17 protein-coding genes are annotated in these 26420 nt (G+C 43.6%); 10 read left to right on the top strand and 7 right to left on the bottom strand.

What is annotated here, in order from left to right; translation table 11 throughout:
- Positions 1–75: 75 nt before the first annotated feature.
- Complete coding sequence (locus tag J4N44_RS08175; protein WP_005446778.1) at positions 76–996, top strand: precorrin-2 dehydrogenase/sirohydrochlorin ferrochelatase family protein; 921 nt, start codon at positions 76–78, stop codon at positions 994–996.
- A gap of 157 nt (positions 997–1153) precedes the next feature.
- On the opposite strand, the gene J4N44_RS08170 is transcribed toward J4N44_RS08175, so the two are convergent.
- A complete protein-coding gene (locus J4N44_RS08170) occupies positions 1154–1636 on the bottom strand; it encodes a YajQ family cyclic di-GMP-binding protein (RefSeq protein WP_005446779.1) in 483 nt (160 codons plus the stop codon).
- A gap of 32 nt (positions 1637–1668) precedes the next feature.
- Positions 1669–2721, bottom strand: a complete 1053-nt coding sequence (locus J4N44_RS08165; protein WP_005446791.1) for a 3-deoxy-7-phosphoheptulonate synthase — start codon at positions 2719–2721, stop codon at positions 1669–1671.
- Between the two features lie 396 nt (positions 2722–3117).
- Here J4N44_RS08165 and J4N44_RS08160 point away from each other — a divergent pair, with 396 nt between their 5' ends.
- On the top strand, positions 3118–3609 hold the full coding sequence (locus J4N44_RS08160; RefSeq protein WP_045489062.1) for a DUF4442 domain-containing protein: 492 nt from the start codon (positions 3118–3120) through the stop codon (positions 3607–3609).
- A 25-nt stretch (positions 3610–3634) separates the two neighbouring features.
- On the opposite strand, the gene J4N44_RS08155 is transcribed toward J4N44_RS08160, so the two are convergent.
- On the bottom strand, positions 3635–4987 hold the full coding sequence (locus J4N44_RS08155; protein ID WP_252044176.1) for a hypothetical protein: 1353 nt from the start codon (positions 4985–4987) through the stop codon (positions 3635–3637).
- A 183-nt stretch (positions 4988–5170) separates the two neighbouring features.
- On the opposite strand from J4N44_RS08155, the gene J4N44_RS08150 reads away from it, so the two are divergent.
- Positions 5171–6007: a CvfB family protein gene (locus J4N44_RS08150; protein WP_005446795.1), complete on the top strand. Its 837-nt coding sequence runs from the start codon at positions 5171–5173 to the stop codon at positions 6005–6007.
- A 616-nt stretch (positions 6008–6623) separates the two neighbouring features.
- Here the strand turns inward: J4N44_RS08150 and rsmF are convergent.
- The 4 genes from rsmF to J4N44_RS08130 form a co-directional block, all read right to left on the bottom strand.
- Positions 6624–8060 (bottom strand): 16S rRNA (cytosine(1407)-C(5))-methyltransferase RsmF, encoded by a 1437-nt coding sequence (gene rsmF / locus J4N44_RS08145; protein WP_252044175.1) that lies wholly within the window; start codon positions 8058–8060, stop codon positions 6624–6626.
- A gap of 134 nt (positions 8061–8194) precedes the next feature.
- Positions 8195–10849, bottom strand: a complete 2655-nt coding sequence (locus tag J4N44_RS08140) for an MlaD family protein (RefSeq protein WP_053053150.1) — start codon at positions 10847–10849, stop codon at positions 8195–8197.
- Positions 10842–12089 carry a paraquat-inducible protein A gene (locus tag J4N44_RS08135; RefSeq protein WP_026000329.1) on the bottom strand — a complete coding sequence of 416 codons (1248 nt, stop codon included), beginning with the start codon at positions 12087–12089 and terminating at the stop codon, positions 10842–10844. Before J4N44_RS08135 ends, J4N44_RS08140 begins: the two co-directional genes overlap by 8 nt.
- A 24-nt stretch (positions 12090–12113) precedes the next feature.
- On the bottom strand, positions 12114–13910 hold the full coding sequence (locus tag J4N44_RS08130) for an ABC transporter ATP-binding protein (protein ID WP_252044174.1): 1797 nt from the start codon (positions 13908–13910) through the stop codon (positions 12114–12116).
- Positions 13911–14002: 92 nt separating this feature from the next.
- Between J4N44_RS08130 and msrC the strand changes: the two genes are divergently transcribed.
- From msrC to J4N44_RS08095, 7 genes are all read left to right on the top strand, one after another.
- Positions 14003–14476: a free L-methionine (R)-S-oxide reductase MsrC gene (gene msrC, locus J4N44_RS08125; protein ID WP_252044173.1), complete on the top strand. Its 474-nt coding sequence runs from the start codon at positions 14003–14005 to the stop codon at positions 14474–14476.
- Positions 14477–14574: 98 nt separating this feature from the next.
- The gene (gene proQ / locus J4N44_RS08120; protein ID WP_005446802.1) at positions 14575–15201 is read left to right on the top strand and encodes an RNA chaperone ProQ; all 627 of its coding nucleotides are present in this window, start codon (positions 14575–14577) and stop codon (positions 15199–15201) included.
- Between the two features lie 17 nt (positions 15202–15218).
- On the top strand, positions 15219–17213 hold the full coding sequence (gene prc / locus J4N44_RS08115; RefSeq protein WP_252044172.1) for a carboxy terminal-processing peptidase: 1995 nt from the start codon (positions 15219–15221) through the stop codon (positions 17211–17213).
- Between the two features lie 209 nt (positions 17214–17422).
- Positions 17423–18088 carry a hypothetical protein gene (locus J4N44_RS08110; protein WP_005446804.1) on the top strand — a complete coding sequence of 222 codons (666 nt, stop codon included), beginning with the start codon at positions 17423–17425 and terminating at the stop codon, positions 18086–18088.
- Positions 18089–18320: 232 nt separating this feature from the next.
- Complete coding sequence (gene pepN / locus J4N44_RS08105; protein WP_252044170.1) at positions 18321–20927, top strand: aminopeptidase N; 2607 nt, start codon at positions 18321–18323, stop codon at positions 20925–20927.
- Between the two features lie 66 nt (positions 20928–20993).
- Complete coding sequence (locus J4N44_RS08100; RefSeq protein WP_005446806.1) at positions 20994–21212, top strand: DUF2835 domain-containing protein; 219 nt, start codon at positions 20994–20996, stop codon at positions 21210–21212.
- 199 nt (positions 21213–21411) lie between these two features.
- Positions 21412–26253 carry an NAD-glutamate dehydrogenase gene (locus J4N44_RS08095; RefSeq protein ID WP_005446807.1) on the top strand — a complete coding sequence of 1614 codons (4842 nt, stop codon included), beginning with the start codon at positions 21412–21414 and terminating at the stop codon, positions 26251–26253.
- Positions 26254–26420 lie beyond the last annotated feature (167 nt).

Below are 26420 nucleotides of genomic sequence, written 5' to 3'. Positions count from 1 at the left end.
GAAACAAGGTGAAGTGGTTGCCCCATTTTTGGTAGCATGAATTTAGACAGTTATTTGAAGTGATCATGGATTGAAATGCGATATTTTCCTCTGTTCTTAGATTTAGTAAATAAACCAGTATTGGTTGTTGGTGGCGGTGAAGTAGCAAGCCGCAAAGTGGAAGCATTGCTCAAAGCCGGAGCAGACGTCACGATTGTCTCCCCAAGCCTTGTCGACTTTCTTGATAAGCTTGCTCAAGAGCAGCAAGTGCGATGGATTCAACGTTTTTATTCAAGTGACATTGTCACTAACTCATTCATTCAAGTATGGGCGACAACGGATAACCCGGAGCTTAACCATCAAGTGTATAAAGACGCAAAAGAGTTAGGTATTTTAGTAAACGTCGTCGATGACAAACCTTATTGTGATTTCATTACGCCTTCGATGATTAACCGCGGCCGTATTCAAATTGCCATCTCGAGTGGCGGTGCATCTCCAGTATTGATCCGAAACATCCGTGAAAAGCTAGAAGCCATCCTGCCGCAAAATATGGGACTGATGGCAGAGTTCGCCAACTCAAAACGTAACTCTATTAAAGAGGCATTACCAAGTGTCGATTTGCGTCGTAAATTTTGGGAGAACTACTTTTCGCACCCCGAGGTGGAAAATGCACGTGATAACCGTGAGCTGGAAACCATCTATCAAGAAACCATGACTAAGCCATTAGACGAGACAGGAAGCTGCACTTGGATTCAGGTAGGTAAAGACGTTGAAATGCTGCCTATTAAAGCTGTGCGCTACATGCAGCAGGCGGAGTTAGCGCTTCACTCAACCAAATGCGAAGCAAATGTGATGGAGTTAGTAAGAAGAGATGCGGAGCGTGAGGCATTTTCGAGTGCAACAGAGCTCTCAGATATGCTCAGAAAAGCCAAAGAAGAGAAGCTTCGTGTTTGTATCTTCGTTCCTTATGGAACAAGTGAGTTTTCACTTCTGCAAGGGCAAGACTTGGTAATCTAAGCTTTGTTATCTAGATACAAGTTCGTTATCTAAATTAGTTATCAAAAATAGACGCTTAGATTACTCACAACACATACAAAAACGCCGACGAATATCTCGCCGGCGTTTTTTATTCCACTGTTCTCATTCTCTACATTAAGAAAGTAGGAGAGCGCAATTAATCACGGAAGTTGTTGTACTGGAATGGGATACCCATCTCAGCTTCACGGATCGTTGCAATCGTTGCTTGCAGATCGTCACGCTTCTTACCCGTTACACGCAGTTTGTCGCCTTGGATAGATGCTTGAACTTTAAGCTTCGCGTCTTTGATTAGTTTAACTAGCTTTTTCGCGGTAGGCGTATCGATACCTTGGCGGAACGCAATGTTTTGGTGCCAGTTCTTACCCGTCGCTTCTGGATTTTTTGCATCCATAGCGTTCGCATCAATGTTACGCTTCGCCAAGTGGCTACGTAGGATGTCACGCATTTGCTTTAGCTGGAACTCGCCTTCTGCTGACACTTTTACATTTTCTTCTACTAGCTCAAAGCTCGCATTCACATTGCGGAAATCGAAACGAGTAGACAGTTCACGGTTAGCGTTATCAACCGCGTTACGTAGTTCAACGGTATCGATTTCTGAAACAATATCAAACGATGGCATGAAGATTCCTTGATTATCTTGTTATAGGGAAATTACTTACTGGATTTTACTGCGGCTGCCAGCATGTCTAGCATCGTTTCAGTATCATCCCAACCTAGACATGGGTCAGTAATCGACTGACCGTAAGTTAGGTTGTTAATATCAGTCATTGGCTGGTTGCCTTCAATAATGAAGCTCTCTGCCATGATACCCGCAATGCGAGTGCTGCCTGATTTAATTTGTTCACAAATGTCTTGTGCAACATCAATTTGTTTACGGTGTTGCTTCTGACAGTTCGCATGACTGAAGTCTACAATCAAACGTTGTGGTAAGTCGAATTCAGCAAGTGCATCACACGCTTGTTTTACAGACGCTTCATCAAAGTTAGGACCTTTCTCACCACCACGAAGAATGATGTGACCATAAGGGTTCCCACTAGTGCGGTATACCGTCATACGTCCATTCTTATCTGGAGAGTAGAAGTAGTGTGATGCTTTAGACGCACGAATCGCATCAATTGCGATTTTTACGTTACCGTTAGTACCGTTCTTGAAGCCTACTGGACAAGATAAAGCAGAAGCCATCTCACGGTGGATTTGAGACTCAGTCGTACGAGCGCCAATTGCACCCCACGTAATCAGATCTGCGATGTACTGACCAGTGATCATATCAAGAAACTCAGTAGCTGTAGCAAGACCAAGCTTGTTGATATCCAGTAGCAGTTTACGTGCTTTATGAAGACCCGCTTCAAGTGCGTATGAGCCATCTAGGTTAGGGTCAGTGATAAGACCTTTCCAACCAACAACAGTACGAGGTTTTTCAAAGTAAGTACGCATTACGATAAATAGCTCGTCTTTGTACTTATCTTGGATATTCGCAAGGCGAGTTGCGTAGTCGATTGCCGCTTCAGTGTCGTGCACAGAACACGGACCAACGATAGCAAGGATACGGTCATCCTCACCAGTTAAAATCTTTTCAATTTGACGACGAGATTGAGCGATGCGATCAGCTACATCATCAGTGATTGGATGTACGCTGCCTAGCTCTGCGGGTGTCGGCATTGGACCCAAAGGTTGGGTTCTCAATTCATCTGTTTTTATAGGCATGTTATAGCTTTATTCTCTATTGCGAAGCGGTAAAGATAACGGAATTATAGTTAGGAATAAACCGTTTCACGGGATTCTTATCTGTTAAATACCGAAATGTATGTAATGCTGTGGCTATTCATTAATGATAGTTATGTATAAATGACAAAAACCGATAAGGAGATCAATACATAGTCGTTTGAATTTATAACTACTTTTTCTATTCGATAACACGTATTTTTGCAAAAAGAAGCTTGGAGGCTAGGTATTCTGGGTGTTTCATATCCAACTTTAGAACTCAATAGAAAGAAACCGTTTGCGAAATTCCGTAGCTAGATCGATTTGTTATTAACAATTCTTTGACATTTTGGTGCTTCATTGATTAACTGGTCAGACTAGTTTGGTAAGGAGACCAAAATGTTATCTGCTGTTCGCCGTGCAAACCTTTATCTCAACTTATTCGGTTTTTCAAAAGTTCCGCTCATTTGGTTATGCCGCCCGAAAATTCTTGCGATCGATGATCAACATGTGGAGGTTAGAATCCCACTGAGAAGAAGAACCAAGAATCATCTTAACAGCATGTATTTTGGCGCGCTTGCCGTTGGTGCTGATGTGGCAGGTGGTTTTCTTGCGATGAGTAAGGCCCAAGAGCAAGGGGAGCGCATTTCTCTGGCATTTAAAGGAGTAACGGCTGAGTTTTTAAAACGCCCTGAAGGCGATGTGCACTTTGTATGTCACGATGGTCCTTTGATTGATGAAATGCTTCGTATGACTCTAGAAACAGGTGAACGTATCAATCGAGACGTTAAGATCACCGCATTGTGTCCAAGTATTAATGGTGACGAACCAATGGCGGAGTTTTCCTTGACGCTTTCCATAAAAAAAGCAGCTCAAAGACAAGCTGCTTAATTTCTCAATAACGACTTATGACGTTCTAGTTCAATTCTATTTTCTCAATAGACACAATCTTCGAACGGTTCAAAACCACTTTCCAACGATAGTAAACAGGTTCATCGGTGTGGTTGTCTTCTTTGACAATCACATTGAGCAAGTGGCGTTTCTCAACAGATTCCTTACTCACTTGCCCTTCGTTTAATCGATATACGCGGTTCGAGCTTTTGTCCATTAAACGAATAATCGGGCGTAAACTCATGTTTAATGTCTCACGAGTTTGCTCGTAACCACTTAAGAACAATGATGTCGCCATCTCTGTTTTCGCATGATAGTGAAGGATTTGTTCTTCCCGTTGAACAACTCGTTTTTTACGAATGTTCTGAATACGATCAGGTAGGCTTGAAAGAGAACGGTAATCTAACCATTCCAATTTACGACCCACAACTTTCTTTGTCGTTGGGTCCATGTACTTCTTACGCCACTTTGGCTTACCTTTGCGGATCCAACGCCACATAGCGTCGCGCAGGTCATCTTTAAAGATTTCACGTAGGGCGTAGATAAACGACATCGCGATGATGAAAGATGCAGAAATCTCTCCTAAGTAATCTCGGGCAAGAATAACGGTACTCGTCACGACCACCATCACCAGACCTGTTGCGATGCCTTTAATCGCTCGTTTGATGTTATTACCCATCGACATCGTTTTTTCACTCAAAACGATAGGGTGTTCAATCAAACGTCTTAACAAACGCATTTTGTTCGATAAACGGGTCACATCTTCAACAACGCTTGCAGAGTTGTAATTGTTTAGTTTTCGGTGCGCTTGCTCTTTCTCACACAGTGTAATCAAGCGTTCCTTGATCGTGCTGTAATCTCCTTCACGAGGCAGGTGAGCCACAAGGGATAGGAATTTTTGCTCTGTGTACCAAGACAAGTAATTATCGATGTTAACGTAGTAGCGCTTAAGGTTTTCCTCATAAGGAATCGAACGGCGAAGACGTTTAAGGATGTCGAGCGTCAGTTCAATGACTTCATCTACCTCTTCTTCCGTGACGCTGTCACTCTCATGTTTATTTAGCGCGGCAACGGCTTTGTCGAGCGCGATAACGTATTGATACGCAAACAAACTCAAACTTACACGGTACTGACGGTTAGATAAGCGTCCACGTTTGGCTAGGCGACTGTGGACCAAAGGAAGCAGTACTTCAGTACTGTAATAAGATCGTTTTTGCGTGATCGAAGTGTAGTAGAACTCAGACTCACTGATGATGTCGGAATTTAAACCTAACTCACCAGGGATGAAAATATAGATATCAAGGTCGAGCGTTTTACTCTTTGCCAACGCATGGCTAATTTTTAAAGTTACCGAGTCTTGTTTGTCGACAGTGACCAAGGAAAGCTCCTGATTTTGCTAAAGCATCCTATACCCATAAGCGCCCGTTAATTGAATTAACTTAAGATCGGACTAGGATAAATTGTTGAACTAACACAGCATAACAGAGAGGTTTGCTTTTCTCTCTGATTTTCTTGTTAGTTTGGGTATAATTCCCTGTAAATTTAAAAAGAGACAAATTCGATGATTAAAATTGGTCAAATTAACAGCTTAGAAGTCATTAAAACGGCTGATTTTGGCGTATTTCTGGATGGCGAAGACTACGGTTCTGTATTGCTGCCTAATAAGTATGTACCTGAAGGTACAGAACTTGGCGCGCACCTAGATGTATTTCTTTACTTTGATTCAGAAAGTCAGCTAGCTGCGACCATTGATAAACCAATCGCTCAAGTCGGCGAATGGGGACTAATGAAGATCGAAGGCATCAATAAGACTGGTGCGTTCGTAAACTGGGGTATTAAAGAAAAAGACCTTCTTATCCCATTCAGTGAGCAACGCGCTCGCTTTACTGCAGGTCAAAACATCCTAGTTTACGTTTATACAGATAAGGCATCTGGTCGTATTGTAGGTACAACTAAGTTCAATAAATGGCTAGATAAAACGCCGGCTAACTACGAAGTGAATGAGCAAGTTGATCTGATTATCGCAGAGCGTAGCCAACTTGGTTATAAAGCCATCGTGAACGGCGAACACTGGGGCATGATCTTCCCATCGGATGTGTTCGGTAAGCTGTTTATTGGTAAGAAGCTGAAAGGTTACATTAAGCAAGTTCGTGAAGATGGCAAGATTGATCTAGCGCTACAAAAAGTTGGCGTAGCGAAGATGGATGATCTTTCTAGTAAGGTGATTGAGTTACTAGAAAAGAAAGGCGGCTTCTTGCCTCTAAACGATAAATCTTCTCCTGAAGCGATTTTTGAAGCGTTCCGTACCAGTAAAGGTACTTACAAGAAAACCATTGGTGGCTTGTACAAAGCAGGTAAGATCGTTATTGAAAAAGACGGTATCCGTTTAGCCGAGTAAACAGATTCACAGCTGATGAAAATAGTGTTGGCTGGTGGACTAGTGAGTTTTTCCTTTTGGGTAATTATACCCAAGTAACCTCGAGATGCTAGGTTCAGCGAGAATGACTTGGTTTGTAGACGCGGCGGCGATTTAAAGATCTAGTCATTCTAAATCAAGAATCGGCAACAAAGTATACAAGCCAAGGCAGCTCGCCCTTTGGGAGCGTGTCATTGACCCGATTGCTACGTCAAACAACTTGGAAAGAGCTAGCTATTACACTGCGTTGTTTTCCATACTCTCGAATCAATGACAACGCTCTGAATCCTGCATCTTGAAGTCACTTGGGTATAGTTCATATAGGGAATGCATCAGTCAAAAAAATGGCCCAAACTCGTCCTTATTTTGGGCCTAGGGGAAACGGCTCCTTTATAGAGCCTGCGCTAAACTTTTTGACCAACACATATTGTCGGTTAAACATAGAGAGAAATGCCGTTTCAAAGCGATGCTTTGATACATTCAGTTTAGTACAGGGCACTCGGATCGCTAGTGAACCCAGTTCCAATCATGCTTTAGAACCAAAAAGCCATCGTAAATACGATGGCTTTTCATTTATTTATAGTATTTCACTTTGCTACTAAAATAAGTTCTTATCTCGCACTAATTCACGTGGAAGACCATTTTTAACGCGGTTACTTACCCATTTCCCAAGACCAATAATCGCGCCTTCGTACTTCACGAGCACTTCGCCTTTACCCGTTTTCATATCTGTTGGAATGTTTTGCGGGCGAACATCGCGACCCATGTACCATTCTCGAGCTTCTTCAATCGTTAACTCAATTGCGTTTTTCTCGTTACCAGTTGCTAGGGCAGTTGCCACTTGATGTTGCCAGCGGTAACCGTTTTTGTGCGCTTCGGCGATTTTAATGCCCATACGCGAAAAGCGTAATTCGCCAATCATAGGTTCTAGCGCGTCAGGGAAAAGCCAAACGTCTTTATCGCGGATCCAAACCGTGCTGTCATCTGGTAGTTCGATGCCCATCGTGTTTTGTAACTGCTTAGCGATTTCTGCTGATTCTTTGTTAGACGCTTTTACAAATGGGAATTTACCCATACGTTTTTTTACTTGTGGCGCTTCTACTGCTGTAAGCTTACGAATTCGAGCAACGAAGAAGCCTTCACAGTCATAAACCTGAGGGAAGATATGTAAGAAGCCTTCTTCTGTTAACGCCGCTTCTGCATTTTCAAACAGATCTTTTAAGCTCTCGAACTGAACTGCGTCACCAAAAGTTTCTTTAAGGTGATGGCAAACCTGTTGGTTCTCTTCGGTACTCAACGTACAGGTTGAATAAACCATCACGCCACCTAGCTTAAGAGCGTGGAAAGCACTTTCAATCAGATCTTTTTGTGTGTCTGCAATTTCAATCACCGACGCTTGCGTCCAGTTCTTCATTGCGTCTTCATCTTTTCGAACCGTACCTTCACCAGAACATGGCGCATCCAATAGAACCGCGTCAAATTGTTCTGGGAGCCAGCCACCAAACACACGACCATCGAAGTTACTTAGCGCCGCATTTCGCACACCACAACGCTCAATGTTGGCATGAAGTACTTTTACACGACTCGCGGCGTATTCATTAGCGACCAAAACTCCTTCGTTGTTCATCAACGCAGCAATTTGCGTTGTTTTAGAACCAGGGGCAGCTGCGGTATCGAGAACCGCGTCGTAGGATTCATCATCCATGAACAGGGCAGAGACAGGCATCATTGAGCTTGCTTCTTGAATATAAAATAGCCCTGACATGTGCTCAGCAGTGTTACCTAGTGGGACAACCGATTCATCCGCTTCGATCCAAAAACCCGTATCACACCAAGGAACCGGAGAAAGCGTCCAGCCTTTTGATTCTGCACGCTCTAAAAACGCTTCTACGCTGATCTTCAACGTATTAACACGAATACTTTTGCGTAATGGCTTTTGGCACGACGTGATAAAGTCTTCCATGTTGAGGTGAGCAGGGAGGATAGTTTGGATTTTTTCCAGAAAAGCTTCTGGGATGTAAACGTTAGAATGCAAAGTGAAGTCTCGATTGCAGAATTTGCCGCAAATAATATACGAAAGCGGATCAGAAACGAATAGCCAGCAAGGTTTGAGCAATAAAAAAGAGCAGCAATTGCTGCTCTTTACGTCGATAATTTTCTCTAAAAGCACTATGGTTTTGGAATAGCAGTGCGCCACTGAGTCCAACTCTCTTCTGCTTGAGGGTATAAGTAGAAAGATTGCCCTTGTTTTGCCGCTGGTGGAATTTGTGATTGCTCAGGGGTTGAGAAAGCAATGCCGCCACGAACTAAGCTGTCAAATGTACCTGCTTTGATGTTTGCGCCTCCTAGACCAATAGAGACATCAACGCCTGAGACATTCCAGAACACACTGTTTTGACGAACAAGATATGCATATGCGGGCTTTATCTCGATTTTTGTTACCACTCGATCAGCAAACTCACCCAAGTTGACACTCGTTACACTGCCTACTTCCATTTGTCGATATAGGATAGGGGTTCCAACTTGAACTGAACCACGTTGCTCACTTTGCAGTGTGAATGACACTCCTTGTTGTGCTTGCTGGCTTTTCGCTAAATCAAACTTGAATTTCGCGGCGCCATTACCAGGTTCAACACTGATCGATTTTGATACTAACGCGCCTAAGTTCTTCACGCCACCCAGCCCAATTTCAGGTTCTGTTAGCCAGAAGTGTGACCCGGTAACGGCGATATTGTCGACATATTCAGGAAGAATGCGCGCGGTGACTTCCACCATTTCACGACGAAAGTTTGGAACGACTAGAGTAACTTCACCGACCTTAACACCTTGATATTTAATTGGCATACCTTTGGTTACTTCTTGACTGCCATCGGTTTCTAACGCGATAACTCGACCAAACTTACGTGCTTGGTTCTGATCGTTGTATAGCTTCCAACGTTGACCCACTTTATTCTCAATGCCCGGAATGGAGTCAAAAGCAATACCACCTTTGATCAACGTTTTAAGAGGGTGAGCTTTGACGGTGATACCAGCAAGAGAGGCATCAATCTCTACACCAGAACGGTTCCAAAATACCGTCTGTTCACTGAGTAAGTGCGCGTATCGATTTTCAATGGTTGCTTTGACGATCACGCCACCATCGACCAGATTGAAATCAGATACGCTGCCAACTGGCAAATTGCGGTAGAGCAGAGGGCTACCTTTAGAAATCGGTGGTAACTCAGATGCAAAGAGAGTCAGCGTCTTAGAGCCAGATTGATTGTACTGTGCAAGCTCCGCTAGAGAGGCGCTCTGGAACAATTGGTATTCTTTCTGGATTTGTTCTTGTCCTTGGCTAACGAAGCTGATTGAACCAGTGAGAAGCTGCTTAGCTGGAGGTACTGTGACACTCAATCCTGACTCTGTAAGTTCTGCAGAAGCACTGCCTGTCACGTAGAAACGGTTGTTCGATTTTATTAGATGCTTGTACTCATTGTCGATAAGGACATCCATGAACACTTCATGCTTTGCCGCTTGCGCTTGTTTTTCATCAAGCAAACCGACTTTAATGATCGAGCCAACGACAATGCCTTTATAAAGTACGTTTGCACCGCTGTCTAAGCCAAAGGAGTTATCAGAAACGAGGCGAATTGCAATCGACTTCTGCTGTTGCTGATTAAATACATTCTGGCGAATGGCAGTAAATCGTCGAGATCTTTCACCTTCACCCGGGACGATGGTTAAAAAGTTTCCGCGGACAAGGTTTGCGATATTCTCAACACCAGAAAGGGAAACTTTTGCTTCTTCAAGAACAAAACGTGTGCCAGAAGTCAGCATGTCACTGAAAGCAGGTTGGATTGCAGCAGACGCTAAAATCACTTCACGACCTTCAGATAGGCTTAAATCGGTGATTTGTCCTACTTCAATCCCGCGGTACATGATAGGCGCGCCTTCGCCGCTAATTTTGTTGTCATCAGGAAGCGCGATTTTGATTGGAATACCGCGCCCCGCAGTTTTAAGGTCTTTATAAAGACGGAACTCGGTATTCTCTTCAACGGGTTCGCCATCATCTGGCGAGTCAACAGCAATAGCGCCACCAAGTAGGGCGCTCATACTTTCTAGACGAACATCAACACCTTCAAAACCGATGCTTGCACCAATTCCACTTACGTTCCAAAAACGGCTGCGGCTATTAATCAGGTGCTGATACTGCTCTTGTATATTGGCTTGAATGGTTATGGACTTCGCATCATCATTCAGTTGATAGCTGAACACTTCACCAATCGGAATCTTTTTGTAGACGATTTGCGAGCCAATAGAAACGCCGCCCAAGTCTCGGCTTTTCAACTTAATGTTCAGACCTTGAGTGACTCGTAAGTCGGTAGGAGCCGATTCCAAAGCATGAAAAGTGGTTTCAAACTGTTCACCATCACCTGGCTGGATAGAAATGTAGTTACCAGAAACCAACGCATCAAGACCAGACACGCCAGTTAAACTTGCTGTTGGTTTTACTAACCAGAAACGCGTTTTATCGTTCAGCAGTTTCGTCGCTTCAGGGTAGATATCAGCGTCGACATAAATGCTGCCTAAATCTTCAGACAGGTTAATGTCGCGCACCATTCCCACTTCTAAACCTTGATAGCGGATAGTGGTTCGTCCAGCAACCAAACCCGCAGCATCGGAAAAGTAGATTTGTACACGCTGTCCCGCGTCATGAATTGATTTCACAACAAGCCAGCCAGCTAAGACCATAGTCAAAATCGGCAACAACCAAAGGGGAGAAATACCTTTACTCCTCTTTACATCTGGCACATATGACGTTTGAGAACTGTTCTGATCACTCATTAATTGACTCTTTTTCTGATTGTGTTGGGGCTTGGTCCCAAATAAGCCTTGGGTCAATGCTCTCCGCCGCAAGCATTGTTAAAACGACCACCAGACCAAACGCAACAGCGCCATAACCCGGTGTGAAGTCGAGAATTTGTCCACGATCGACCAACGTCATCATGATAGAAATAACAAACAAATCCATCACTGACCATTTGCCGATCCATTTTACTGCAAAGTAAACCATCATTCGTTGTCTTCTAAACACCGAACGTTTGAATTTGATACATAACAAGATGTAAGTCAGACCGAGAATCTTAGCCACAGGAACGACGATACTGGCAACAAAAATGATAACCGCGATTCCGTACATACCGTTTTTAACTAAGCCTGCCACGCCTGAAAAAATAGTGTCTTCCAAGCGCTTACCGTTTGTCAGCAAAATTGAAATCGGAATCAAGTTGGCAGGGAAGATCGCAATCGTCGCTGCAATTAAATATGCCCACGTTTTTTGGATAGAATTTGGTTTACGGTGGTAAAGCGCGTGATGGCAACGATGGCAGTTTTCGCCTTCAGGTTGCGATAAGTGGCACTCGTGACAATGCACATCTTTGTGTTCGAAGTCGTAACTGTTTTCAGGTTGCCATGCTTCCCAATAACGACGAACACTAATGCGAGAGATCAACAGAACCGTAAAAACTTGTAATAGAACAAGACCAATTAAGCCCGGTCCAACAAAAATATCGGAGTAATCTTGCAGCTTAAAACAAGAGATTGCGATGCTCACAAGGAACACATCCAACATTACCCAATGTTTTAGGTGTTGGATTAACCATAATGAAACGCGAAGCCCTTTAAACCAACGTTTATGCAACGACCAATGTGCCGTTACGACAGAACTGCACACAATAAGTGGGGCAAGAGAACTACAAAAAAGAATGAGGATAGAAAGGAGGACGAAGCCCTCTTGAAATAACGTTATCATTCCAGATGGCAGTGTCGCCGGAATCATCACACCGAATAACCGAATACTGATGAAGTTAAAAAAGTGCGAAGGTATAAAAAGTAGAATACAAGTAACAGCGATAGCGAGATTACCAGATAGGCTAGGACTACCACCACGATAGAGCTGAGTACCACAACGTGGACAATGTGCATTTTTGCCATTAGGTAGATCGACGATATCGACAGGCAATTCGCAACCTTGGCACAAGCGGACGCTATTCGGTTGCATGGCGTGTTTAGACAGAGAGGTCACAACGACCTCTCTAAACTGAATGGTTTAAGCGTGGGACTGAATGCCACCATATAAGGTTTGATATAAGCCTTCTTGCTCAACGAGCTCACCATGGGTACCTGTTTGCGTCACTCTTCCATCTTCAAGCACATAAATCAAATCTGCTTGCTTCACCGCCGATAAGCGATGGGCGACAATAAGAGTCGTTCGACCGCGTAAGAATTCCGTTAACGCCTTATGCAAAGCCGCTTCAGTTGCGGTGTCCAGTGCTGACGTTGCTTCGTCTAGGATAACAAATTGTGGGTTGCTCAGCACCATACGTGCAATCGCTAAGCGTTGACGCTGACCGCCAGATAGGCAAATACCGTTACGACCAATTTGAGTATCCAATCCGTGGTTAAGTTGCGAAATTACGTCTTGAAGCTGAGCGACTTCTAGTGCTCGCCATAATGACATTTCATCAAAGTCACCACCAAGGGTCAGATTATGCCTTAAGGTGTCATTAAATAGTATAGGTTGTTGTAAAACCACGGCAATTTTGTCGCGTATTACTTCAAAGCTGATGTCTTCCGTTAACTCATCATTAAAACGGATAGAACCAGAATTCTGACGGTAAACGCCGATCAATAATTGAATCAAGGTTGATTTACCACCACCACTCGCACCCACAAGCGCCACTTTCTTACCAGCAGGAATGTGCAACGAGAGATCATCCAACACCTTGTTTTCATTGTTGTATGAAAAATCAACATGTTCAATTTTTACATCAACCTCTCGATTTTCTTTGAAAGGATTTACTTTCGAAACAGGTCTATGTTCTTCTTCCAATTCGAGTAGATCATTAATTCGCTTAAGTGCCGCTTTTGCGCTGTACCAAGAGAATTGGATACCCAATAGTTCTTGAACAGGAGACAACATAAACCAAAGGTAACCAAACACCGCGAAAATTTGACCAATGGTAAGGTCACTGAACATTACCATTAGCATTGCAACCGCACGGAACAACTCGAAACCGATTAAAAACAGAAGGAAAGAGACACGTCCCGCAGCCTCTGATTGCCATGCGTACTTGTCAGCATCGATACGAACTTGGTCAGCGCTACCTTTTAATTGCTGGAGAAACTCTCGCTCTTTATTAGCCGCTCGTAGTTGATAAATGCCGTCAAGAGTTTCGACTAAGCGGTTCTGGAAAATCTCAAATGAATGGTTTTCTTTGCGCTTAAGGTGCTTAACCATACTTCCCAGCTTACGTGAGAAGTAAATGACAATAGGGTTGACGAGAAGAATAAACAGACCCAGACGCCAATCGAGCCAAAGTAGCACGATGGCTGTACCAATCACCGTCAGTAGGCTGATAACAAATTTAGCTAATGTAGAACCAATAAATTTATCAATGGTCTCAATGTCGGTGATAAGGTGAGCGTTGATGCCACCACTGCCTTTTGTTTCGTACTGTCGAATGCTAATACGACCAAGCTTGTCGATCATTTTACTTCGCATTTCAAAGGTGATTGTCTTTGAAACCAAGGTAAATTGTCGGCTTTGAAGAATATTAAACCCTTGGCTTGCTGCCCTCATCAGCACAACCAAGAACAGAGTAAAGAAGATATAACCCGTAGGTGTGTGCCACGCTTCAGGTAAAACCGCGTTCATTGCTGCTAAGCCCGATGCCGGTTTGTCCAATAAGACTTCATCCACCATGAGAGGCATAAGAAGAGGGATTGGAACACTAATCAAGGTCGCAAGTACAGCTATCAAGTTCGCTAGAATCAGCTTGGACTTGTGCTTTTTCACTTGTGTTATCAACCAAGAACGGCTAATAGTGTCGTTTTTCGGATCCATTGTAATTGAGAATAAGTCCTATTAAAAAGTAGGGCTGCATTTTAGCGCCATACCAACAGAATGGAAGCCTAAATAAAAAGTAGGAAGTTAATATGAACATAGAACAATACCAAAGACTTACCAAGCAAGCAGTTGCGCTTATCGAATCAGAGAAAGACTACATCGCAAACCTTGCCAACATCAGCTCTCTTCTATTTATGGAACTTGAAGACCTGAATTGGGCGGGTTTTTACCTAACGAAAGGTGATGAGTTGGTGCTCGGCCCTTTCCAAGGTCAGCCTGCTTGTGTTCGTATCCCAATGGGACGAGGCGTCTGTGGTACTGCTGCACAAACTAACAGCGTACAAAGAGTATACGATGTGCATGCATTTGAAGGTCACATTGCTTGTGATGCAGCAAGTAATTCAGAAATTGTTATTCCTTTTACTATCAATGGGGAAGTGGCTGGCGTGTTGGATATTGATAGTCCAAATATCGGTCGATTCAATGAAATTGATGAAGAAGGCCTCACTCATTTTATGGCTGAAGTAGAAAAGCTGCTTAATTCGCACGCTAACGACGCATAAATTCGCCCTCGAGTGTGGTTTTTCCTTGGCATGTCACTATAATACGAGAATATTTTTTCTTAATGCTTCGCGGAAATCCGCTCAAACCAGGAACCCTCATGACTGAAAAGTTAAAAAACAGCAAAGAAGTTATCGCATACATTGCTGAATGTTTCCCTAAGTGCTTTACTTTAGAAGGTGAAGCAAAGCCTCTGAAAATTGGTATTTTTCAAGATCTTGCGGAACGTCTAAATGAAGACGAAAAAGTAAGCAAAACTCAGCTTCGTGCAGCGTTAAGACAGTACACTTCATCATGGCGTTACCTACACGGAGTAAAACCAGGTGCAGTACGTGTTGATCTAGATGGCAACCCATGTGGTGAGCTAGAAGAAGAACACGTAGAACACGCTAAAGCGACACTTGCTGAAAGCAAAGCGAAAGTTCAGGCTCGTCGTAAAGAGCAAGCTCAAAAAGCTCGCGAAGAGGGTAAGGCGAAAGCGAAACCTGCGGCTAAAAAGCCACAACAGCCTCGTCGTGCTAACAAACCAAAAGTACAAAAAGAAAGTAAGCCTGTAGAAACACGCGCGCTAAACGCTGATGAAATCACAATCGGCAACGCAGTTAACGTGAACATGGGCAAAGGAAACATGGCAGCGACCATTGTTGAAGTCAATAAGGATGATGTACGTGTTCAACTTGCTAACGGCCTACAAATGGTTGTGAAAGCGGAGCACTTGCGCGCATAAGGGAGATACTCCTACGCATGAATTGCCGTTCAAAAGTGACACTGATTGCTGCTAGCTTCTGGCTAGCAGCATCAGCTCAGGCTCTAGAAGCCAAACTAAACAAAGATGATTTGCCGGTTCTTGCACCTGAAGTTCAGCATGAAACAGCCAGCAAACGAGTAACTTCTCGATTTACCCGCTCTCATTATAAGCATTTCAATCTAAACGATGATTTCTCCAAAGCGATCTTTGAGCGCTACGTAGAAATGCTTGATTACAATAGAAATATTTTTACTCAAGCCGATATCGACTCTTTCGAAGATTGGTCCGTCAGCCTTGATGATCAGCTTAAAGCTGGTAATAACAAGATTGCATTTGATGTTTATAATCTTTCGATGCAGAAACGTTTTGATCGTTTTGCCTACGCATTGACTCTACTCGATAAAGAAATCAAGTTTAATACTGATGAGTTTATTGAACTGGATCGTTCTGAAGCCGCATGGCCCAAGGATGAAGCTGAGTTAAATGAATTATGGCGAAAACGCGTTAAGTACGATGCTCTTAACCTTAAAATGACTGGTAAAGAATGGCCAGAAATCAAAGAGGTTCTAGCGAAACGTTACAACAACGCGATGAAACGCATCACGCAAACTCGCAATGAAGACGCTTTCCAACTTTACATGAATGCATTCGCTCGTGAAGTTGATCCACATACTAGCTACCTATCTCCACGAAACGCGGAACAGTTCCAATCAGAGATGAATCTGTCTCTTGAAGGTATTGGGGCTGTGCTTCAAATGACCGACGACTATACAGTTATTCGTTCATTAGTTGCTGGCGGCCCAGCATCTAAGAGTAAACAGCTAGGTGAGGGCGACCGCATTATCGGTGTTGGTCAAGATGGCGAAGAAGTTGTCGATGTGATCGGTTGGCGTCTTGATGATGTCGTTCAACTAATCAAAGGTCCTAAAGGAACCAAAGTTAACCTACAAGTCTTGCCAGAAGGTAAAGATGCGAAGAGTTACGTTGTCACTATTGTGCGTGATAAAGTTCGTTTAGAAGACCGTGCGGTTAAGTCTGAAATCATCGAGAAAGACGGTAAGAAGATTGGGGTTCTTGAGGTTCCTAGTTTTTACGTTGGTCTTTCAAAAGATACCGATAAACTGCTATCTGAATTGAAGGCGAAAAACGTCGACGGTGTTATCGTTGATCTACGCAACAACGGCGGTGGTGCGCTGACTGAAGCAACGGCATTAACAGGGCTCTTCATTAAAGAAGGTCCAGTTGTTCAGGTTCGCGATAGCTATGGTCGCATCAAAGTAAATGCAGATACCGATGGTCAAGTGAGTTACGATGGTCCACTAACAGTGTTGATCAATCGCTACAGTGCTTCAGCGTCTGAAATCTTTGCGGCAGCAATGCAGGATTACAACCGTGCGATTATTCTTGGTGAAAACTCTTTCGGTAAGGGTACCGTTCAACAACACCGCTCATTGAATCATATCTACGATCTTTTCGACAAAGAACTTGGCTACGTACAATACACGATTCAAAAGTTCTACCGCATCGATGGTGGCAGTACTCAGAACCGTGGTGTTGCACCAGACATCGCTTACCCAACTCCAGTTGAGCCAAGCGAAACAGGTGAGAGTGTTGAAGACAACGCATTACCTTGGGATAGCATTGATAAAGCAAAGTATCAGACATTCCCAAGCAACGACGCGCTTGTTACTAAACTAACTGAGCTTCACAATAAACGTATTGCTGATGAGATGGAGTTCCGTTTCATCAAAGAAGATATTGAGAAGTACCGTAAAGAGAAAGATGATAATTTGTTGTCTCTTAACGAGAAAGTGCGCGAAGACGAATCAGATAAAGCCGAGGCTCTACGCTTAGAGCGCATCAATGAACGTCAAGCAGCAATGGGTAAAAAACCATTCAAAACGCTTGATGATGTGCCAAAAGATTACGAAGCGCCAGACGTTTATCTAGATGAATCAGTTGCTGTTATGGTTGATATGCTGAAAGGCTAAAAATTCAGTCAAAACGACTAATAATTCTCTATATAAAGAGCGAGTCATAGCGACTCGCTCTTTTTTTATGTGTTTATAAAGCGGCGTTTCTATAAAAATAGGTTGTTCCTACGCTTAATTTGCACCAACAATTTACGTGATGTAGATCAAATATTTCGCGAAAATGAGATCTAGAGCCTAAGCTAAAAGAAAACGATAAGGATACCGTTATGAAATGGTTCATTATTTTACTTAGCTTTTGCTGCTTTAGTGTTTCTAGCGCGGAGACCAACAAGGAAGACGAACTAAGTCACTTTGACACTCCATTCTTGATCGGAGATTGGTATTTGATGAATCCAAACCCTGATGATTCTTCAGAAAACTTTAGAGCGATAAAACTCACCCTTGGCTCGGACTACACGTTCTCTATCGACATTCAGAAAAAAGATTACTCAATCGACCATTGGGAAGGACTCTATAACGCCAATGAGGACACCATCGTCCTTGGGTTGAATACTGATGAACCGCAAATTTATGCATATCGTAATAATCACAACACCCTAGACTTGAATGGTGTAACCTTCACTAAGGGGTTGTCGAATGCACTTGCAGGTATTTGGTCAAGCTCTCAAGTTGGAGGGGATGGCATGCTTGCAAATAACATCAACCAAATGGACTTAATTCTTCAACCAGACTTTGTATTTATGTTTAGAGTGTCAAATGAAGAAGGTGAAGAGGCAGTGAAACAAGGCGTGTTTTACACAGAAGGTGAGCATCTAGTTCTTTTGTACGAGAACGGAGAGCACGGAACCCGCTATACATTGAACCAAAACGAGCTGACGATTCAAGATTCTAACGGTGATATGTACGCGGTACTTAATCGAGTAACACCATAAATGATTCATCACCATTATTTCACGCAGGGTTATTAATAGTGAAATATTCTGATGTTGATTAAATGTTAAACAGAAAGCGGAGCTAAGACACTAAAAGCTCCGTTTTTTTATAGAAAGACTTGTATTCTGATACCACAACCCCTACAAATAGCTTATATCGTGATACCAGTAAGAGGTGTTTGAGCCTCTAGTCCTGGTATTTTTGTGGTTCTATATACAAGGATTTATGGACATGTCTCAAGCTCCCCAAGCGAAATATCGCAAAGATTATAAAGCGCCATCTCATACAATTACCGATATTGATTTGACGTTTGATCTTTATGACAACGACACGATCGTTACAGCAGTATCAAAAGTAGTTCAAAAGGGTGAATTAACCACATTAGAACTCGATGGTGAAGGGCTAGAGCTACGCTCTGTAAAAGTGAACGGTGAAGACTGGTCTCATCATGAAGTCAAAGAAGCCTCTCTAGTTGTTACCGATCTGCCAGCAGAATTTGATTTAGAAATCGTTACTAAGATCGACCCGGAAGCAAACACCGCACTTGAAGGTCTTTACAAATCAGGTGGTGCGTTCTGTACACAGTGTGAAGCAGAAGGCTTTCGTCGTATTACTTACTACCTAGATCGTCCAGACGTTCTTGCGAAATACACAACAAAAGTGATCGCAGACAAAACCGTGTACCCATTTCTATTAAGCAATGGTAACCGCGTAGCTGAAGGTGAGGCAGAAAATGGTCGTCATTGGGTTCAATGGCAGGACCCACATCCAAAACCTGCTTACTTGTTCGCTTTGGTTGCCGGTGACTTTGATGTACTACGTGATAAATACACAACCACATCAGGTCGTGAAGTAGACCTAGAAATCTTTGTCGACAAAGGCAACCTCGATCGCGCGGGTCATGCAATGACTTCGCTGATCAACTCAATGAAGTGGGACGAAGATCGCTTTGGTCTTGAGTACGATCTTGATATCTACATGATCGTTGCGGTTGATTTTTTCAACATGGGTGCAATGGAAAACAAAGGTTTAAACATCTTCAACTCGAAGTTTGTGCTTGCGAATGAAAAAACCGCGACTGACCGCGAATACCTTGGCATTGAAGCGGTAATCGGTCATGAATACTTCCACAACTGGACGGGTAACCGCGTGACTTGTCGCGATTGGTTCCAACTGAGCTTAAAAGAAGGTCTAACGGTATTCCGTGACCAAGAGTTTTCGTCCGATCTTGGTTCACGCGCAGTAAACCGCATCGACAACGTTCGCATTATCCGTGGTCCTCAGTTTGCGGAAGACTCAAGCCCAATGTCACACCCAATTCGCCCAGATAAAGTTATTGAAATGAATAACTTCTACACGCTAACCGTGTACGAAAAAGGCAGCGAAGTGATCCGCATGTACCACACGTTACTTGGCGAAGAAGGCTTCCAAAAAGGCATGAAGCTTTACTTCGAACGTCATGATGGTACAGCGGCAACGTGTGAAGATTTTGTTTCTGCGATGGAAGACGCAACGGGCGTTGATCTTAAACAATTCCGCTTATGGTATAGCCAATCGGGTACACCAACACTCCGCGTAAACAGCGAATATAACGCTGAAGCAAAAACTTACGCGTTAACGGTTGAGCAATTTACTGAAGCAACGCACGACCAAGCAGAAAAGCAAGCGCTACATATTCCATTCGATATTGAACTATACGCACAAAATGGTGATGTGATTCCACTGGTTATCAACGGTGAATCCGTACACAACGTTTTGGACGTGAAGCAAGACAAGCAGACTTTCGTATTCGAAAACGTTGCAGAACAACCAGTATCATCATTGCTTCGTGAGTTCTCTGCACCGGTTAAATTGGAATACGATTACAGCGATGATGAACTGATTTTCTTGATGAAGCACGCAACGAACGATTTTGCTCGTTGGGATGCAAGCCAAATGCTGCTCGCGAAATACATTCGTCAAAACGTAACTAATGTTCAAGCGGGTGGTGAGGTTAATCTATCAGAAGACTTAATCGATGCATTCCGTGGCGTGTTACTTGATGCAAACCTTGAACCTGCGTTTATTGCTCAAGTGCTTTCTCTGCCTTCCATCAACGAAATCACTGGTTGGTACAAGCAGATTGATATCGATGCGGTAGATACGGTACTGAATAGCATTACAGCGTCACTTTCTAAAGAACTAGAAGATGAACTGAGTGCTACTTATCACGCATTGAACCAAACAGAATACAGCATCGACCACGCAGCGATTGGCAAACGCGCTCTGCGCAACCAGTGCTTGCAGTTCTTGGCTTACACTGAAAAGGGTAACGAGCTAGCAAAAGCGCAGTATGAATCATCAAACAATATGACCGACACAATTGCGGCGATGAGTGCAGCAAACAGTGCACAACTTGAATGTCGTGAAGCGTTAATGGCGGATTACAGCGACAAGTGGAAGCACGATGGTCTGGTTATGGACAAATGGTTTGTTCTTCAGGGCAGCAACCCGATTGAGAACGCACTTGAGAAAGTAAAAGAAACCATGAGCCACGAAGCGTTTAGCTTGAAGAACCCGAACCGCACGCGCAGTTTGATTGGTTCGTTCTTGAACGCAAACCCAGTACGTTTCCATGATAAATCTGGTTCTGGCTACCAATTTGCTGGTGAGATCCTTCGTCAGTTGAACGATAGTAACCCACAAGTGGCGTCCCGCATGATCGATCCTCTATTGAAATTCCGTAAATACGATGAAGGTCGTCAAGCGCTTATTCGTGTAGAGCTTGAAAAGCTTAAAGCGATGGACAATCTAGCGAAAGACTTATTCGAAAAAGTGACTAAAGCACTAGACGAATAATCGACAAAAGAATAGGGTGGTCATTACGATCACCCTAGTTTTTTGTTCTGACAACAATCCATTTTCATGAACCAGTATTACTTCTCTCTCAACATCTCTTATCAAACATTTCTTTCACACTACTCTGGTGCCGCAAGTTCTGTACAAGTCATTACTGACAATGGTTTGAGAGTGCAACTAGATGCATCAAAATTTCGACCATTTCTTAGTCAATTAGGCATTAGAGGTCGTTTTAGACTCACAACTGACCAAAATAATAAGTTTCTAAAGTTAGAAACTCTGTGATGCCTGATATTCCTAGTGAGTTAAACAGGAATCTTAGTCACATAATCAAACATTTCACCTCCCACCACTGCGAATTTTTGTTAAACATTTGTAATTATGCTTTTACAATAAGTGCATGCATTACCTATGCTTAGTTTCGAGGCTAAAACCCGAAGTTAAGTCCCCCTACAAAACAACAATTCTAATGTGGAGTGTGAATATGACCGCGCGTGAAAATGTAGTGCCGGTTCTGCTTGAAAAGGTATACCAACTAATTCAAGACAAACTCGAGCTTTCTCACCAACCGCTTGTAACTAAACTTGCTCAACACTTATTTAGTAACATTGCTGATGATGACTTGATTCAGCGAAACGAATCCGACCTATATGGTGCCGTTGTTAGCCTGTGGCATCATGTCAATGAAAAGAAACCAGAAGACATTTCTGTCAGGGTATTCAACCCAACCGTCAGCCGCCAAGGTTGGCAATCAACACACACTATTGTTGAAATTGTTGTTCCGGACAGCCCGTTTTTGGTGGATTCCATCAAGATGGCGTTAACGCGACTTGACCTTGTTTCTCACTTGATGCTCAACAACCCAACGCAACTAGAACGCGATAAAAAAGGGCAAGTGACGGACGTTAATGGCGAGGGTGGTGTTCTTCAATCTCTGTTCCATATCGAAGTTGACCGCTTAACCAGTAAAGGTGAAATGCAAGAGCTGAAAAATGAGCTACTGACCATTTTGTCTGACACGCGTTTAGTGGTTGATGATTGGAAACAAATGGTTGATAAACTTAAGATCGTTACTGATGATCTTGAAAAGAACAAAGATCGAGTTTCGATGAAGACTGATCGTTTAGATGAGACGATCGAATACCTACGTTGGTTAGGGGATCATAACTTCACCTTCATGGGTTACAAAGAGTATGATCTTGTTAGCGTCAATGGTGACACTGAGCTGCAACCTGTTAAAGAGAAAGGTCTTGGTCTCTTTGCCGATGACAATCGCATTCGCAGCATCAAGCTTTCTGAACTGTCCGACTCTGCACGCCTAGAAGCGAAAAAGCCTTACGCATTGATCATCACTAAGGGCAATCAAGCATCTCGTATTCACCGCCCAGCTTACACTGACTACATTGGCGTTAAGAAATTCGATAAGAACGGCAAAGTGATTGGTGAGCACCGTTTCACAGGTCTTTACACTTCTGCTGTATACAACCAAGCCGTACAAAGTATTCCTCTGATCCGCGAGAAAGTGGATCGTATTCTAGAAGCGAGTGGTTACCGTAACGGATCGTACTCGTACAAAGCCCTGCACAACATTCTAGAAAACTACCCACGTGACGAATTACTTCAAGCTCGTGAAGAAGAGTTATTAGAAGTGGGGATGGGTGTCGTTCAAATGCAAGATCGTGACTTGTTACGTCTATTTGTTCGTAAAGACCCGTTTGGTCGATTCTTCAGCTGTATGGTTTACGTGACAAAAGATCGATACAACACAGAGCTTCGTCGTCAAACGCAACGCATTCTTAAGCAGTACTTTGGCTGTGAACAAGAGGTTGAATTCACAACCTTCTTCTCAGAAAGCCCGTTGGCGAGAACCCATTACATTGTTCGTGTAGACAATAACAACATTGATGTAGACGTGAAAAAGATTGAGCAGAACTTAATGGAAGTATCGACTTCATGGGACGACCGCCTAAAAGAGTCTATCATTGCTAACTTTGGTGAAAGCAAAGGTCTTCCGCTTTCGAAAGAGTACATGAGCGCATTCCCACGTTCATATAAAGAAGACATGATGCCAGGTTCTGCGGTTGCAGATATCGAACGTCTAGAAGCGTTAAGCGACGACAACAAACTCGGCATGCTGTTCTATCGTCCGCAAGAAGAAGCGGCAGAATCGAAAGCAGTTCGCTTGAAGCTATACCACCGCGACGAGCCAATTCACCTATCCGACGTGATGCCAATGTTGGAAAACCTAGGGTTACGTGTGATCGGCGAATCGCCTTATGAGATCGAAACCAACAATGGTCAAACATTCTGGATCCTAGATTTCTCAATGCTGCATAAGAGCGACAAGACCGTTGATCTTCGTGAAGCTCGCGATCGTTTCCAACAAGCATTCGCAGCGATTTGGGCTGGTAATCTAGAGAGTGATGGCTTCAACCGCTTGGTACTAGGCGCTTCACTGTCTGGTCGTGAAATCTCAATTCTTCGTGCATACGCGCGCTATATGCGCCAGGTTGGTTTCCCATTCAGCCAACAATACATAGAAGATACCCTTAGCCATTACCCAGATTTGGCAACGGGTCTAGTAAACTTGTTTGCCAAACGATTCGATCCAAAACACAAAGGCAGCGAGAAAGGTCAGAACGATCTTATCAAGAAAATAACCGAGCAACTGGATCGCGTTGAAAGCCTAGATGATGATCGTATCATCCGTCGCTACATGGAAATGATCACGGCAACGCTACGTACTAACTACTACCAATTGGACGAAAATAAGCAGCCGAAACCTTGGTTATCGTTGAAGATGAAACCAAGCGAAATCCCAGATATTCCTCAGCCAGTGCCTGCGTTTGAGATCTTCGTTTACGCACCTGATATTGAAGGTGTACACCTACGTGGCGGTAAAGTCGCGCGTGGTGGTTTGCGTTGGTCGGATCGTCAAGAGGACTTCCGTACTGAAATTCTTGGTCTGGTTAAAGCACAGCAAGTTAAGAACACGGTTATTGTTCCTGTGGGTGCAAAAGGTGGCTTCGTATGTAAACGTCAGCCAACTCTAACTAACCGTGATGAAATCTTCGCTGAAGGTCAACGTTGTTACAAACGCTTCATTCGCGCGCTTCTCGATGTGTCCGATAACATCATCGAAGGCGAAGTTATTCCGCCGAAGAGTGTAGTGCGTCACGATGAAGACGACCCATACTTAGTTGTTGCCGCCGATAAAGGTACAGCAACATTCTCTGATTTGGCGAACTCTGTATCGGATGAGTACAACTTCTGGCTAGGTGACGCGTTTGCATCAGGTGGTTCTAACGGTTATGACCACAAAGCAATGGGTATCACTGCGAAAGGTGGTTGGGAATCGGTGAAACGCCACTTCCGAGAAATGGGCATCAACTGTCAAACCACTGACTTCACAGCAATTGGTGTGGGTGATATGGCAGGGGACGTATTTGGTAACGGTATGCTGCTATCTAAGCATATTCGTCTACAAGCTGCGTTTAACCATATGCACATCTTCATTGATCCAAATCCGGATTCAGCCACCAGCTGGGAAGAGCGTAATCGCTTGTTCAATCTCCCACGATCAAGCTGGGAAGATTACAACGCCGAGTTGATCTCGCAGGGCGGTGGTATTTTCTCTCGTCGCTCTAAATCGATCCAACTAACGCCAGAAATCCAAAAAATGCTGGGCACGAAGAAAGCGTCTCTAGCGCCAAACGATCTGATTAAGATGATCCTGCAAATGGAAGTGGATCTGCTTTGGAATGGTGGTATCGGTACGTATGTTAAAGCTTCTAGCGAGACACACACTGATGTTGGCGACCGTGCAAATGACGTACTCCGTATCGATGGACGTGATTTAAAAGCGAAAGTGGTTGGTGAAGGCGGTAACTTAGGTATGACTCAGCTTGGTCGTATCGAATACGCAAGCACAGGCGGTCGTGTAAATACGGACTTTGTGGATAACGTTGGTGGCGTAGACTGTTCGGACAACGAAGTGAACATTAAGATCTTCTTGAATGGTTTAGTATCGAATGGCGATCTAACGGTTAAACAACGCAACCAGATTCTTGAATCGATGGAAGACGAAGTGGGCGAAATCGTATTGGACGATGCATACCGTCAATCTGAGTCTATTTCGGTGACTGAACAGCAAGGTGTTGGCATCGTTAAAGAGCAAATCCGCTTTATCCATACAATGGAGAAAGCAGGGTACTTGGATCGTGCTCTTGAGTACATTCCAGACGATGAAACCTTGATTGAGCGAGAGAAACAAGGTCTTGGTCTGACACGTCCTGAACTTTCAGTACTCGTAGCTTACGGTAAGATGGTTCTGAAAGAACAATTGGTTGCTGACGAAATTGCAAATGATGAATTCCATGGAAAACAGTTAGTTGCTTATTTCCCAAGTGAGTTACGCCGTAACTACAAAGATCAGATGGTAAACCACCCGCTGCGTGCTGAAATCATCGCAACAGCGCTGGCAAACCAAATGGTTAATGAAATGGGCTGTAACTTCGTGACTCGTCTTCAAGAAGAGACGGGCGCGAGTGTCGTTGATATTGCGAACGCTTACAGTGCAACACGTGAGATCTTCGAACTGGAAGATATTCTTAAGCAAACTCGTGCACTCGATAACGTTGCAACTGCAGAAGCACAGTATGAGATCATGTTTTATGTACGTCGCGCATTGCGCCGTATCTCTCGTTGGTTACTTCGCAATCGCAGCGGTAAGAGCACAGTAACTGAGTTAGTTGCGCTATATAAAGACGATGTTCACACTATTACTGAAACGCTAGACACCATGCTAGTTGCATCAGAAGTGGAAGAGCATAACGAACTTGCTCAGAAATGGATTGAGCGCGGAGTAGAGGAGAAACTGGCACACCATGTAGCTCGTCTCTCTAGCCTACAGTCTGCACTGGATATTTCAACAGTAGCAAGCGAAACGGGTAAAACGGTTGAACAAGCCTCGAAGCTTTACTTTAATCTAGGTGACCGTTTATCACTTCACTGGTTCTTGAAACAGATCAATAGCCAAGCGGTTGATAATAACTGGCAAGCTCTTGCTCGTGCAGCATTCCGTGAGGATCTCGATTGGCAACAACGTCAATTGACTGCTCAAGTTCTAACTTGCGGCTGCTCAACAGAAGATCTAGACGTGATGCAAGCACTCGAAGATTGGATGACCACGAATGAATTGTCATTACATCGTTGGGAGAGCATCTTGAATGAATTCAAAGTTGGTTCCGTTCATGAGTTCGCTAAGTTCTCTGTTGCACTTCGAGAGTTGGTTCTACTTAACCTGAACTGTTCTTCGAACGAATAGGGTAAGTGACTTTAGCAAAAGCCTCGCAATCGCGGGGCTTTTTTATGTTCAAATCATTATAACTCCACACAACAAGTGACGACGTAACGTTCGATTTGAGTTTTCCTGGCATGAAATCGTTTGCTTTTAAATAAAAAGCTAGCAATTTTGTATAGAGAATAGAGTGC

It is taken from the genome of Vibrio sp. SCSIO 43155 (assembly GCF_023716605.1).
GTDB lineage: Bacteria > Pseudomonadota > Gammaproteobacteria > Enterobacterales > Vibrionaceae > Vibrio > Vibrio harveyi.
This window is presented reverse-complemented; position numbering and strand designations above follow the sequence as displayed.

Coding starts and splice junctions, on each gene's coding strand:
- J4N44_RS08175 (WP_005446778.1), top strand. CDS start 76: ATGCGATATTTTCCTCTGTTCTTAGATTTAGTAAATAAACCAGTATTG.
- J4N44_RS08095 (WP_005446807.1), top strand. CDS start 21,412: ATGACCGCGCGTGAAAATGTAGTGCCGGTTCTGCTTGAAAAGGTATAC.
- prc (WP_252044172.1), top strand. CDS start 15,219: ATGAATTGCCGTTCAAAAGTGACACTGATTGCTGCTAGCTTCTGGCTA.
- J4N44_RS08150 (WP_005446795.1), top strand. CDS start 5,171: ATGATTAAAATTGGTCAAATTAACAGCTTAGAAGTCATTAAAACGGCT.
- msrC (WP_252044173.1), top strand. CDS start 14,003: ATGAACATAGAACAATACCAAAGACTTACCAAGCAAGCAGTTGCGCTT.
- J4N44_RS08110 (WP_005446804.1), top strand. CDS start 17,423: ATGAAATGGTTCATTATTTTACTTAGCTTTTGCTGCTTTAGTGTTTCT.
- J4N44_RS08165 (WP_005446791.1), bottom strand. CDS start 2,721: ATGCCTATAAAAACAGATGAATTGAGAACCCAACCTTTGGGTCCAATG.
- J4N44_RS08170 (WP_005446779.1), bottom strand. CDS start 1,636: ATGCCATCGTTTGATATTGTTTCAGAAATCGATACCGTTGAACTACGT.
- J4N44_RS08100 (WP_005446806.1), top strand. CDS start 20,994: ATGAACCAGTATTACTTCTCTCTCAACATCTCTTATCAAACATTTCTT.
- proQ (WP_005446802.1), top strand. CDS start 14,575: ATGACTGAAAAGTTAAAAAACAGCAAAGAAGTTATCGCATACATTGCT.
- J4N44_RS08160 (WP_045489062.1), top strand. CDS start 3,118: ATGTTATCTGCTGTTCGCCGTGCAAACCTTTATCTCAACTTATTCGGT.
- J4N44_RS08130 (WP_252044174.1), bottom strand. CDS start 13,910: ATGGATCCGAAAAACGACACTATTAGCCGTTCTTGGTTGATAACACAA.
- pepN (WP_252044170.1), top strand. CDS start 18,321: ATGTCTCAAGCTCCCCAAGCGAAATATCGCAAAGATTATAAAGCGCCA.
- J4N44_RS08140 (WP_053053150.1), bottom strand. CDS start 10,849: ATGAGTGATCAGAACAGTTCTCAAACGTCATATGTGCCAGATGTAAAG.